Raw genomic sequence first — 11940 nt, 5'->3', positions numbered from 1 at the left:
AGATCGGCCCCTCACTCTTGTCACCGATTGACGGCACCTGCGACGCTGCGGCTGCAAACACACTCGGCGCGGGCTCGTCGTGAACGGCACGAAGCCGCCGTTTGTGGTTAACGCAGAGAACGGCAGTAACGAGCCCTTCTTCCCGACTGCTGCGGCCCGCGCGAACTGGTAGATTGCCGACCTTGCAGACCTTCGCTGCGTTCGTAGCATTCGCTGCCGTGCTCACTCGATAATCGTTCACGCGGAAGAGGACCGGACGTTCACGACGGATTGCACCAAGGTCGAGTCAGCGGACAAACCTACCGTTCAACCCGAACTGGCAAACGACCGCTTCCAAAGAAAGCCACGGAAATCCGCGACGTCGGCTAGCTTTCAGAGGCGAGCTTCTACAATCGATTTTCCGGCTTTCCAATGAACGACACTTTATGGATTTGCAGCCTATTTGATCCGTTCTATGAATGGGCCATGACTTTTGATCAAATCAAAACCTTTCTTTGGGTCGCCCGTTTAGACGGGTTTCGTCGCGCGGCGGAGCGGTTGAACCTGTCGCAACCCGCTGTCTCCACCCGCATCGCCAATCTTGAAAAAGAGCTGCGCGTGCCCCTGTTTGAACGCGGCCCCGGTGAGTTGATCCTGACCAAACACGGCACGCTGCTGCTTTCATATGCCGAGCAAATGCTGTTTGTGGAAGAAGAGATAAAACAGCGCGTCGCCAACCCATCCGAGACCGAAGGCTTGTTTCGCGTCGGCGCGTCTGAGACGATTGCGCAAGCATGGTTGCCTGATTTCCTCAAAGAACTCAGCGAAGAATACCCCCGCGTGAACGTAGATCTGACAGTGGATATCTCCCTGAACCTGCGTTCGGCATTGCTGGAACGAAAACTTGATCTGGCTCTGCTGATGGGTCCGGTGTCGGAGTTTTCGGTGCAGAACGTCGAATTACCGTCCTTTGATCTGCATTGGTATCGCGCCACCGCAAACCCGGAGACCGACCTAAGCCAAATCCCCGTCATTTCCTATTCCAGCAAGACACGCCCCTACCGCGAACTGATGTCGGAACTGTCACGTAGGGTGGGGCCAAGATTGCGGGTCTATGCCTCGGCCTCGTTGTCAGCGAGCCTGAAGATGATCGCAGCAGGAATCGCTGTCGGGCCTTACCCGCGCGCGCTCGCCAATGATTTGCTCGCCTCTGGGAAGATTGTGGAATTTGATCCGGGGTTCCGGCCGCAGCCATTGTCGTTCACGGCGTCCTATCTATCGGAACCCCGCAGCTTTCTTATTGAAAACAGTGCGGAAATGGCGCGCGCGGTGGCCGTAGACTGGGACAAGATCCACCCCAAGTAAATTCAGTAAATCTATCACAACATATATAAAATGATAATTTGATTGGGGGTGTGGGCGCGTGTGATGATCAGGCTGATAACACGGGGGGCCAAAGTGACCAGAACCACAGTCTCACATGCCGACCTGATGGGCGCGCCTGCCAGCGCCGTACGCGGCGCAATTCGGACAGGGTCCTACACCGGCCATACCGCAGGGCTAGCGGCAGGAAAGCTGCAATGCAACTTGGCCATTCTGCCCGAAAGATACGCACTGGATTTCCTGCGGTTTTGTCAACGCAATCCCAAGCCCTGCCCAATCGTGGGCGTGGGTGACACTGGCGACCCAAGCCTGCCGACACTGGGCCGCGACATCGACATTCGCACGGACGTCTCAAAATATCGCGTGTTCCGGGATGGCGCTTTGAGCGAGGAAGTGACGGACATTTCTGACGTCTGGGCGGACGACCTTGTACCTGTTGCCTTGGGTTGTTCGTTCACCTTTGAAAACGCGCTGGTGCGCAATGGTATTCCTGTGCGGCATTTGGAAACCGGACGCAATGTGCCGATGTTCAGATCCAATATCGATCTGGTTCCCGCGGGGCGGTTTGGCGGGAAAATGGTTGTGACCATGCGCCCGATTCCGACCGAACAGGTTGAAAGCGCGCGCGAGATCAGCCGCCGCTACCCTCAAGCCCACGGAGCACCCATCGCAGTGGGCGACCCGTCCCAAATCGGAATTGCCGATCTGTCCGCCCCAGATTGGGGCGATGCGGTCGATATCAAGGACGGCGAAATTCCCGTCTATTGGGCCTGCGGAGTGACTCCACAAAACGTCCTGCTGGCCGCAGGTCTACCAATTTGTATCACCCATTCGCCCGGCCACATGCTGGTCGCCGATGTGGCCGAAGACGCCGAGACAACAATTCTCCCCTGAACAACAAGATCCAACAAGGAGACCACGACAATGAAAAAAATAATCTCAGTTCTGGCCGCGACAACCGCGCTGACTGCACCGGCATTTGCCGAAAGCCTGTCCGTGGTGGGCAGCTGGTCCAGCCTGCCCCTGCACAATCAATATGAAGCGCCGTTCTGGTCTACGACCTTGCCCGAAGCCTCGGGAGGTGAAATCACAGTCGAGCTGACGACTCACAACCAGATGAGCCTTGGCCTGGGCGATATATATCCGCTGTTGGGCCAGGGCGTGTACGACGTGGCAATGACCGTCGCCGATTATGCGGTTGCCGATGCACCTGAACTTGAAGGCCTAGATGTGCCGCTTCTGGCGCTGACGGCGGACGATGCGCGCGCCATGGTTGACGCCGCCCGCCCAATGGTCGCCGACATCTACCGCGATCGGTTCAACAGCCACGTGTTGGCGATTGCGCCTTACCCGCCACAGGTTGTGTTTTGCAACCACGAGATCACGAACCTTGCTGACCTGGAGGGCCTCAAGGTTCGCGCATCAGGCAGGATGACGGCCAAATTGCTTGAGGCTCTTGGTGCTGAGGGCGTAAATGTGTCCTTCTCCGAAGTCCCCGGCGCGCTACAAAATGGTGTTGTCGATTGTGCAGTGACCGGTGCCGGATCGGGGTACAGCGCGGGCTGGTGGGAAGTGTCCACACACCTGCTGCCGATCCCATTGGGCGGCTGGGATTCCGTGGTCACCGCGATCAATCTGGACAAATGGAACAGCCTTGACGCCGGCACGCAGGCGCTGATTACCAGCGAAATCGCCAGTGGTTTCGAAGACCCCGCATGGGCCAGCGCGCAGGACGCACTTGTCAATGATATCGCATGCCTGACCGGCAACGGAGAGTGCCCATCAGGCGAGGCACGGTCCATGACGCTTGTTGAAGTCAGCGACGCCGACTTTGCGCGGGCGCGCGACATCCTGACTGGCGAAGTCTTGCCTGAATGGGCAGAGCGCGCAGGCGGTGAATGGGCACAGCGCTGGAATGACAGCGTCGGCCAAGTTGTCGGCGTGACGATCGAATAGGGCCTCGCCTCTTCAACTGTCCAACGAGGGACGTGCCGATTATGGAACGCAAGATGATACAAAGCCTTCGGGTGATCAACAGAGGGGTGGCGCTGGCCGTGGGTTTTGGCCTTCTCGCCTGCGCGGCCTTCGTAATGTTGGATATTGTCATGCGCCAGATTGGGACGTCCCTTGGAGGCACCGAAGAAATAGCAGGATACGCGATGGCGCTGGCTACGTCCTGGGGCATGTCCTACACCCTGCTGGAACTGGGGCACGTGCGCATTGATCTGCTGCGGTCGCGGTTCCAGAGCTTTTGGCGCGCACTGTTCGATGTGTTTTCCATGGCCGTCATGTCCGGCGTGATGATCACCATTGCGATCAAGGCTTGGCCAGTTCTGGAACGGTCGCTTGCCAACGGGTCGCGGGCCAACACACCGCTTGAAACGCCATTGGCGTGGGTCCAGCTGCCGTGGTTTGCTGGCTGGGTCTGGTTTGCGGTTATGTCATGCCTGACAACATTCGCCGCGCTGAGCCTGCTGATCAAACGCCGCTACGAAGACACCGAGGCCATCGTCGGCGCCTTTGCCGAACAGGAGACTCTGCAATGATCGGGTTTGTCTCTGTCGGACTTCTGGGGCTGCTGGCCCTGTCCATTCCTGTTGGCATCGTACTGTTTTTGCTGGGTTTTGGCATTGATGCATTTTTTTCGAGTTTTCCACTGACGCGGGGGTTGGGCAATATGGTCTGGTCGTCGTCCAATTCCGCGACACTGATCGCCATCCCGTTCTTTGTGTTGCTGGGCGAAATCCTGGTGCGCAGCGGAGTTGCCACACGGACCTATGCTGCGCTTGACCGCTGGGTGTCCTGGCTGCCGGGCGGGTTGGTCCATGCCAACGTTGCCACGGCAACAATGTTTTCCGCGACCTCTGGATCTTCCGTGGCCACTGCCGCAACTGTAGCGACTGTCGCAATGCCGCAGGCCGAGAAGCTAGGCTATGACCCGAAGCTGTTTTCCGGCGCGATCGCGGCGGGCGGCACGCTCGGGATCATGATCCCCCCGTCGATTAACCTGATCGTCTATGGCTTTCTGACACAATCCTCGATCCCACAGCTGTTTCTGGCGGGGTTGATCCCGGGCCTGGCACTTGCGCTGGCGTTCATGGCTGTCACCGCGATCATCTGCGTCATTCGTCCCGATCTGGGCGGTGTGCGCCGCACATTCCCGTTTCCGCAAATGTTGCGCGCGCTAGGCGATCTGATCCCGATCCTGATCCTGTTTGCTCTGATCGTGGGGTCAATCTATCGCGGCTGGGCCACTCCTACAGAGGCCGCGGCGGTGGGCGTTGCAGGCGCGTTCCTTATTGCCTTCTTTTTTGGCGGTGTGTCTTGGGACATGCTGACGCAAAGCCTCGCTGGGACGGTCAAGATCACGTCGATGATCATGCTGATCGTGATCGGCGCGTCGTTCCTTAATTTCACGCTGGCTTCGGCTGGATTGGGCCGTGAATTGACGGCCTTCATGGAGGGGCTTGGCTTGTCGCCATTGGGGTTCATCTTCGTGGTCGTCGTGCTTTACATCGTCTTGGGCTTCTTCATCGAAACCCTATCATTGATGGTGGTCACGATCCCGATCATCGTTCCCATGGTTCTGGCGCAAGGTTATGATGTGATCTGGTTCGGCATCCTGATGATTGTGCTCATTGAAATGGCGCTGATCACCCCGCCAGTCGGCCTGAACCTTTACGTTGTGCAAGGCGCGCGGAAATCGGGCAGTTTGAATGAAGTCATGTTGGGTGCGCTGCCCTATTGCCTGACGATGCTGGCCATGGCGTTCCTGCTGATCGCCTTTCCCAACATGGCCCTGTTCCTGCCCAACGCCTTGCAGTAGGGCTGCGGCGATGCGCATCGACCTCAATTCTGATCTTGGTGAAAGGTTCGGCGCTTGAGACATGGGAGATGATGCGCAGCTTCTGTCCATCCTGACCTCTGCCAATATCGCCTGTGGGGGCCATGCGGGCGATCCGGACACCATGTTTCGAACGCTTGCGCTGGCCCGCGACAGCGGCGTGACCTTGGGCGCGCATCCCGGACGCGCGGACCGGATCGGGGTCGGGCGGCGGGTGATCCCGTTGTTGGCAAATGACATCGGGCGCATTTGTGCCGCCCAGATCGGGGCATTGCGGGGGGTGGCTGCGTTGATGCGCGTGCCAGTGGCCTATGTCAAACTCCACGGCGCACCGGCCAACCCCGCCGCACGAAATCCCAGCGTGGCCGATGCCTTCGTCGCGGCGGTCCAGAAGATCGACCCAGAACTGGCGGTGTTGGCGATATCCAGCACCCAGGCCGAGCATGCCTCCCGTGCTGCGGGCGCGGCCGCGTCACGTCTGCTTTCGTTCCTTGAAACCGGGCGTATGCCTGTGGTGGACGGTGATCAAATTGCGCTGGCGGCCCAGTCCATCTGTGCCCACGATGACAGCGTCGGGGCTGCTGCTATGGCGCGCGAGGTCCGTTATCTGTTGACGGCGCGGGGCGTTCAGATCGCTTCTTTCATGGGCACCTGAGAACGCCATGACCCCACGGTTCAAAGCCATCGCCGATCACACGCTGCTTGTGACCTTTGCCGACGAAATCTCGGATGAGGCGTGTGGCGCTGTGCCGGCGCTGGACGCAGATTTGGCCGCGCAGGCAGCGGGCGGGATGATTGAGCCCGTACCTGCCATGATCAACCTGCCGGTGTCATTTGACCCTCTCGTGACCGATCATGATGCCATGGAAACACATGTCCGTGGCTGTCTTGGGGCGCCGATAACCATCCAGTCCGCGGGCGTCACTCGCAGGGTGCAGGTCTGTTACGAAGACCCATTTTCGTCCGATCTGGGGCTGTTTCATCCGCCAAAGGCCTGACGCCAGAGGCCGTGACCCTTGCCATTGCGAGTGGGGATCTTATCGTCCAGCACAACAGCCAGAAGACCCGGTCCTGGACGGTCCTGATGGTTCAAAAGAGCGAGCGGTTATCAATCACCGCAGGCGAAGCGGGAAGCTGGACCTTTCTTGCCTGCGCCGGCCGGATTGCGACAGCGGATTGGTTGGGCAATCAGGCGACCCATTCTACGTCCGGATTCGGCGGTGGAGCGGTGCGAACTGGGCAAACGATCGCCCTGTCCGACGCGACTGTTCGCGAGGATCGCCTGGGCGAAATCCTGCAACCGGCTTTTCCCACAGCTGGGCCAATCCGCGTCGTCACTGGCTTTCAGGATCATCGTTTCGCCAAAGCCGGGGTGGACCGGTTTCTGACGGAAAAATTCACAGTGTCAGACGCCTATGATCGCATGGGGATGCGCCTTAAAGGGCTGGACTTGCCTTTGACCGACCATCAGACCACGGGTGGAAACCCCAAAATTGCCACTGTTACTTCTCCCGGCATAGACCGATTGGTACAGTAGCGCGCTGGTCTGTCGGTACGGTTTGTGGGCACCACCAGCGCGCAAGCGGTGACTGAGGCGCGCAGCCATGCCGCGCGCAAGGCCGCGCATCTGGCGCGGATTTCGATACCGCGCGGTTGTTTGGCGCAGCGGTTGATGCGCGAAAACCTGATACATGGCTGCGCGTTCGACTAGTGCATTTAGGCGATGATTGGCAGAGCCACCACGGAATAGGACAGTGCAATGGTCTTCCCGCTGTGGGGGTCCGACACCTCCATCCGGTAGGATTGCGCAGGTCGTACGCCGGCGATGGCCGCGAAGGTGCCGCAAAGCATGGCCGTGCCATCAGAAATACCGGCCCCGGTGCAGAGGTCAGCCAGAGGGCGAATGCCTGCCAGAGTTCCGTCCTGATACAATACCTCTTTCCCCTTCTCATCGATCCAACAGCGCAAGCGGATGTCATCGAGATGATCCGCGATGTCGTCAAAGTCCCACAAACTGGTGGCAATGGGTTTTGCGCAAGCCTGTTTGGAGGCCGCAACGGAATAGGCCTCCAGGTCGCGGTCCGTGTGGTCCGACGCTAGGCCGAAATAGGTTTTGCCTCCCGCGCGTATCAACAAGGGCTCCACCTCGCCCGAGGATCCTTCGCCCAGAACCTCGATGCTTTCGGATTGGGTCAGCATCGCGGTTGAGACCCGGTAATAGAGCGGTATCTGACTGGGCGGGGCGATGCCCAGCTCGGCCAACTCGTCAATATGCTGCTGCACCGCCGCCAAGTTCCGCCCTGTCCACCCAGCGACGACAACCGAGTTTATCGTCAAAGTGATACTCTCGTCTTTACAGTTGAAAGCAATATCCACGCTTTGAGGTCCTTTCGTGACAAGCAATGCAATCAGCAGTTTTAACTTTGACGGCATGACGTTTTATTGGAGCGCACATTTGCCTGCTGAGCAAGCATCCAATGGCAGTGGCGGGTGCTGGCAGACCAATTCGAACCAGTCTCACCAAGGGCAGAATGGCTGTCCCTTGTGCCGCGCAAAGACCGCGCCACTCGACGAGAGCAGCGGTGCGGTTCTTCTTGAGGTTGCCTCTGGAGGAGAGGCTGCGCTCCGAATTGAAATGGTTGAAGTGAAGTAGTCCTGCTTTTTCGGACAGGTATGCGGCTCAGCTAAGATGCATCCGGGTTAAGTTTCACGCCCGAAGCGGACTCGTCTCACCTTGGGGTTTCGCAATCGCGGCATATCGGTCAACTCGACAGGCCAAAAATCGGAACTGTGCGGCCACGTGGAAACCGGTCGTTCATGGAGGCCGCAGCATAGCCGATGGGGGCTATGACCGAGTTGCGGGACAAGGCGGGCGCTCGATAAGTAAACACCGACGGCTGTTTCAGGTCAGTGAAATGAGTCACTGCATCGTCATCCGTAGGCCATAGAAAATCAGGCCGTCGCAAGTTCTGGGACCAACAAACTGTTGATACCCTGCCGAGACAGTTGCTGAACGAGCAGGTCTGTCGATATGTCTTGCACTGTGACGTTGGATTTAATTGCGAGCGCAGCGGCTGTTCCAGTCGCTTGTCCCATGGCCGTGCATTGTGGCATTCCGCGGACCGACGCAAACGCCATTGGGTCCGCCGACAAAATGCGCCCCGCAAACATCAAATTCGTGATCGTCTCAGGCAAAAGCGACCGAAACGGGATCGTATAGTACTGCCCGGCTTCGATCGCGGCATCGTGGCTCATATCTCCTTCCGCCCTCATCACATCGTCCACCGGATTGTCACAGGCCATGACGCCATCGGGGAACTTCGTCGCGTGTGTCAGATCCGCGCCAGTCAAGCGGTACACGCCTTGCAGTTTGCGCGTTTCACGAACGCCAACGGTAGGGAAAAGCATGGACATGTGCGCCGTTTCAAATCCCGGTACGTCGCTTCGCAAGAACAAGGCGAGTTGGTGGCACCGTCTGCGCCCTTTCTGGGTCGCCAAGGCGACTACAACAGGATCTGTTCCGTTCACACCACGCACATGTACCGAGTTGCAGAATACCGTGCCCTGATGAAAACCACGCATAAGGTACAGCTTCGCAAGATCACCGTGCAGCCGACCGTCCGCGATACCTTTCTCGGCGTATTTCCGAAAGTAAGGATCTGGATCAGCAAAGGCGCTGGCCCAGTCCACCCCCATCATGAGAAATGAAACTGTCACCGCCATCATTTTTCCCGAGGCATCGCCCAGAGCGTACGGCACACCGGCCTTTGCGGAGATGTCACCATCCCCGGAGCAATCGATAACGACTTTTGGCTGGATCGCAAATGGTCCGTTTCGGTCACAGCACCGAACGTAGGATATCGCATTTCCTTCCATTTCGGGTTCGATTGCGATCGTGCCCAACCTGACACTAACGTCCGCCTCTTCGAGCATCTCGAACATGGTCAAGGTCGCAATGTCGTGGTCATAGACTATCTCAGGTCCGAAGTTTTCTAATGTGCAGGCTCGTTTTTCTGCAGCCGGTGGGTCCATGGAGGTCAGTCGATCTATGAGTTCCTCAATAAGGCCGCCGACGATTTGATCCATCGGATAAGCCCCACCCCAAGGCATTCCAGGACAAAACGCCATCACGCCGCCGACTTTGCTCGTCGCCTCCAGGAGCGTAACCCGGAGCCCTTGCAGACCCGCTGCGATTGCAGCACCGAAACCGGCCGTGCCCCCACCGATTACAAGAACATCGGTTTGCTCGATGCATTTCGTCATCCACCTGTCTCCATCTTCGAAAGAACGGCGTCTTACTCGAGGCAGCGTGATCACGAGGCATTTCCCGGTCAAGGGCGAAAGCGGTAATTGATGAAGCACGCAGCATTGGTCAGATTGGGCTCTTCGCTGACATCTGATCAATATGGTCGGATGACCACACCGTCGGAAAAGCCGACTCGAAAAACGGCTCGAGATGATGGGCCGATCGGGTTGATCGGCCCAACTCGTCAGAGATCGACAGACTCGGCGATCGAGAGTGCGTCCTCCAAATCGACACCGAGATAACGGACAGTGCTGTCCATCTTCGTATGTCCCAGTAGGAGTTGTACTGCTCTCAGGTTGCCGGTCTTGCGGTAGATCTGCACAACCTTGGTACGACGCATTGAATGCGTTCCGTAGGAAGTGGGGTCCAAGCCGATCGACCGGACCCATTCTCGAACTAGGCGCGCATACTGGCGGGTAGAGATATGCAGCCGCTCATGAAAGCGACCTGGCCACAGGAATTTCGATCCGATCATCAAAGGGTCTGCGATCCATTGCGCGATCGATTTCCGAGTTCCTTCCGAAATCTCAAACCGAACTGGTTTGTCCGTTTTGCTTTGGATTATCGAAGTGCGCTCCTTGACCAGCCCGGCAGCGTAGACATCCGCGACCTCGAGCTTTACGAGGTCGCACCCTCGCAGTTTGCTGTCGATGGCAAGATTGAAGAGTGCCAGATCACGTTTCCGCTCAGCGAGTTCCAGCCTTACCCGGATTGCCCAAACGTGATTGGGCAGCAGCGGTCGTTTCTGGCCGACAACTCGCCCCTTGTTCCACGGCTGTCGACAATCTCGGATGGCAGGAAGGTTCACGTTTTCCATTACGTTTCCTCACATCCGCCACTCCCATCCGCAGCGCCGACCCAGCGTCCGCTACCCAATATATGTTTCCACGTCGGCTTTGGAGAACATCGTAATCGAATTCGGAAACCGAGGTGCTCGGCAGGTGTTTACACGCATCTGCCGTTCGGGATTATTGTCCACCTGCGCCGTTCGCAACCGCAGCATCAGTCAGAACGGGCGGAAAGTGTGAATTCGCCGCAGTTGAAAACCACACCGGCTGCAAAGTTGGATGCGGACGTTCACTTTACAGGATAATCCGGCGCAATTCTGCGCAGCCGCAAGACCACTTCCAGCCCTTGAAGGCCAGTCGCACTCCATTCTCATTGTCAGGAAACGATTGTGGTACCATTTTCCGGGGAAAGATGGGGCTTGCGTTGAAAACCGTACCGATGACGACAATCCGGGGATGGGGTCAATTGCCCGAACTTGTCCGTGACAAGGCTGGCGATCGCGCTCTCGTCCGCATCCTACAGCAACACGATCTTCCCCTTAGCGTTCTCAATGCGCCAGAGCATCGGGTACCGCTGGCCAAGATGATCCGCGTAATGGAGGCGGCTGCGCGCGCGGTCGGTGACGAGGAATTCGGTGTACGCCTCGGAAGCAAAACCACAGCGCTCGATTACGGGTTTTGGGCCGGATATGCCTATTGTGCACCGACCCTTGGCTTGGCCTTGCAACGGATGTGCAGGACACTGTGGGCGCACGAAAGCGGCACAGAAATGTACTTAGCCGAAAGAGAACATCACATCGTGTGGTGCTACAAGTCAGGTCTGGCAGGCTATGAAAACGTACGTCATTTCTCGGACCACCTCTTCGAAACGATGTTCGTTTTCTTTCGCGGCTTCCTGGGCAAGGGGTGACGGCCCGATTGGGTGGAAGTCGACTACGAAAAGCCAGCGAGAACGGAAAACCTGAGCGCCCTTGTTCAATCCACAATCCGTTTTGGCTGTCCGAATTACAGTGTTGCGGTCAGGAAAGCGGACCTTGGAGCAAGGCTCTCCGGTCCTATTCCCTTCCCTCGACCGATTACTTCTCTTGATTTGGTCGCGCCACCCGACGGGGAGCTAACCGCGTTCATTGATGATACCCTGAAACTCATTGACCTTCGATTGTTGGATCGCGCTGTAGATCTCGATGGATTTGCAAACGCCTTGGACTTGGGCCCGAGAACCCTCCAACGGAAGTTGAGCAAGCTAGGGTACACCTACAACCATCTCCTTGAAGTCGCGCGTAAAAGGCGTGCCATCGCTTTCAGAGGTGGCTCGGGAAATCTGAACGGTTGAGTTAGGTGGATTTTCTGCTCCCGATCCGGCAGCGATGCCGGGAAGAAGGAGCGAAAGATGGCAAGACGTCCGAGAAGAAACCACAGCGCCGTGTTCAAGGCGAAGGTCGCACTGGCGGCACTGAAGGGCGACAAGACGATGAGCGAGCTGGCCACCCAGTTCGACCTGCACCCGAACCAGATCAAGCAGTGGAAAGACCAGTTGCTCGATGGCGTGACGGATGTGTTCGAGGACTGGCCGAAGAGCAAGGAACCGGAGATCGACATCACCTCCCTGCACGCCAAGATCGGTCAACTCACCTTGGAGA

At 57.8% G+C, this 11940-nt stretch carries 13 protein-coding genes; 10 read left to right on the top strand and 3 right to left on the bottom strand.

The window, feature by feature from the left end:
• Nucleotides 1–465 precede the first annotated feature (465 nt).
• From BLR85_RS26120 to BLR85_RS30115, 8 genes are all read left to right on the top strand, one after another.
• Entirely contained in the window at nt 466–1344 is an 879-nt protein-coding gene (locus BLR85_RS26120) for a LysR family transcriptional regulator (protein ID WP_093164341.1), read from the top strand.
• A 126-nt stretch (nt 1345–1470) separates the two neighbouring features.
• Nucleotides 1471–2256, top strand: a complete 786-nt coding sequence (locus BLR85_RS26115; protein WP_170844780.1) for a putative hydro-lyase — start codon at nt 1471–1473, stop codon at nt 2254–2256.
• A 30-nt stretch (nt 2257–2286) separates the two neighbouring features.
• The gene (locus BLR85_RS26110; RefSeq protein WP_093164337.1) at nt 2287–3318 is read left to right on the top strand and encodes a TRAP transporter substrate-binding protein; all 1032 of its coding nucleotides are present in this window, start codon (nt 2287–2289) and stop codon (nt 3316–3318) included.
• A gap of 41 nt (nt 3319–3359) precedes the next feature.
• Nucleotides 3360–3908 carry a TRAP transporter small permease subunit gene (locus BLR85_RS26105; RefSeq protein WP_093164335.1) on the top strand — a complete coding sequence of 183 codons (549 nt, stop codon included), beginning with the start codon at nt 3360–3362 and terminating at the stop codon, nt 3906–3908.
• Nucleotides 3905–5188, top strand: coding sequence for a TRAP transporter large permease (locus BLR85_RS26100; RefSeq protein ID WP_093164333.1), 1284 nt, complete (start codon nt 3905–3907; stop codon nt 5186–5188). Before BLR85_RS26105 ends, BLR85_RS26100 begins: the two co-directional genes overlap by 4 nt.
• 61 nt (nt 5189–5249) lie before the next feature.
• Nucleotides 5250–5861: a LamB/YcsF family protein gene (locus BLR85_RS26095; RefSeq protein WP_244520881.1), complete on the top strand. Its 612-nt coding sequence runs from the start codon at nt 5250–5252 to the stop codon at nt 5859–5861.
• A 7-nt stretch (nt 5862–5868) separates the two neighbouring features.
• Nucleotides 5869–6204, top strand: a complete 336-nt coding sequence (locus BLR85_RS26090) for a carboxyltransferase domain-containing protein (protein ID WP_093164331.1) — start codon at nt 5869–5871, stop codon at nt 6202–6204.
• 11 nt (nt 6205–6215) lie between these two features.
• On the top strand, nt 6216–6743 hold the full coding sequence (locus tag BLR85_RS30115; RefSeq protein WP_244520880.1) for a biotin-dependent carboxyltransferase family protein: 528 nt from the start codon (nt 6216–6218) through the stop codon (nt 6741–6743).
• A 179-nt stretch (nt 6744–6922) separates the two neighbouring features.
• Here BLR85_RS30115 and BLR85_RS26080 read toward each other — a convergent pair whose 3' ends face one another.
• The 3 genes from BLR85_RS26080 to BLR85_RS26070 all read right to left on the bottom strand — a co-directional run bounded on the left by BLR85_RS26080 (nt 6923) and on the right by BLR85_RS26070 (nt 10329).
• Entirely contained in the window at nt 6923–7576 is a 654-nt protein-coding gene (locus BLR85_RS26080; RefSeq protein WP_425284511.1) for a DUF2848 domain-containing protein, read from the bottom strand.
• Nucleotides 7577–8158: 582 nt separating this feature from the next.
• A complete protein-coding gene (locus BLR85_RS26075; protein WP_093164327.1) occupies nt 8159–9469 on the bottom strand; it encodes an FAD-dependent oxidoreductase in 1311 nt (436 codons plus the stop codon).
• 227 nt (nt 9470–9696) lie between these two features.
• On the bottom strand, nt 9697–10329 hold the full coding sequence (locus BLR85_RS26070; RefSeq protein ID WP_093164325.1) for a tyrosine-type recombinase/integrase: 633 nt from the start codon (nt 10327–10329) through the stop codon (nt 9697–9699).
• 437 nt (nt 10330–10766) lie between these two features.
• Between BLR85_RS26070 and BLR85_RS26065 the strand changes: the two genes are divergently transcribed.
• Together BLR85_RS26065 and BLR85_RS30105 are read left to right on the top strand one after the other, a co-directional pair.
• Nucleotides 10767–11210 carry an AraC family transcriptional regulator ligand-binding domain-containing protein gene (locus tag BLR85_RS26065; RefSeq protein WP_170844779.1) on the top strand — a complete coding sequence of 148 codons (444 nt, stop codon included), beginning with the start codon at nt 10767–10769 and terminating at the stop codon, nt 11208–11210.
• A 480-nt stretch (nt 11211–11690) separates the two neighbouring features.
• Nucleotides 11691–11940: transposase (locus BLR85_RS30105; protein WP_139188560.1), on the top strand; the 250-nt coding region annotated here is incomplete at its 3' end.

It is taken from the genome of Aliiruegeria lutimaris (genome assembly GCF_900099935.1).
GTDB lineage: Bacteria > Pseudomonadota > Alphaproteobacteria > Rhodobacterales > Rhodobacteraceae > Tropicimonas > Tropicimonas lutimaris.
The sequence above is the reverse complement of the archived record's forward strand: the minus strand, read 5'-3'. Positions and strand labels throughout refer to the sequence as shown.

Coding starts and splice junctions, on each gene's coding strand:
- BLR85_RS26075 (WP_093164327.1), bottom strand. CDS start 9,469: ATGACGAAATGCATCGAGCAAACCGATGTTCTTGTAATCGGTGGGGGC.
- BLR85_RS26120 (WP_093164341.1), top strand. CDS start 466: ATGACTTTTGATCAAATCAAAACCTTTCTTTGGGTCGCCCGTTTAGAC.
- BLR85_RS26105 (WP_093164335.1), top strand. CDS start 3,360: ATGGAACGCAAGATGATACAAAGCCTTCGGGTGATCAACAGAGGGGTG.
- BLR85_RS26100 (WP_093164333.1), top strand. CDS start 3,905: ATGATCGGGTTTGTCTCTGTCGGACTTCTGGGGCTGCTGGCCCTGTCC.
- BLR85_RS26110 (WP_093164337.1), top strand. CDS start 2,287: ATGAAAAAAATAATCTCAGTTCTGGCCGCGACAACCGCGCTGACTGCA.
- BLR85_RS26090 (WP_093164331.1), top strand. CDS start 5,869: ATGACCCCACGGTTCAAAGCCATCGCCGATCACACGCTGCTTGTGACC.
- BLR85_RS26070 (WP_093164325.1), bottom strand. CDS start 10,329: ATGGAAAACGTGAACCTTCCTGCCATCCGAGATTGTCGACAGCCGTGG.
- BLR85_RS26115 (WP_170844780.1), top strand. CDS start 1,471: ATGGGCGCGCCTGCCAGCGCCGTACGCGGCGCAATTCGGACAGGGTCC.
- BLR85_RS26095 (WP_244520881.1), top strand. CDS start 5,250: ATGGGAGATGATGCGCAGCTTCTGTCCATCCTGACCTCTGCCAATATC.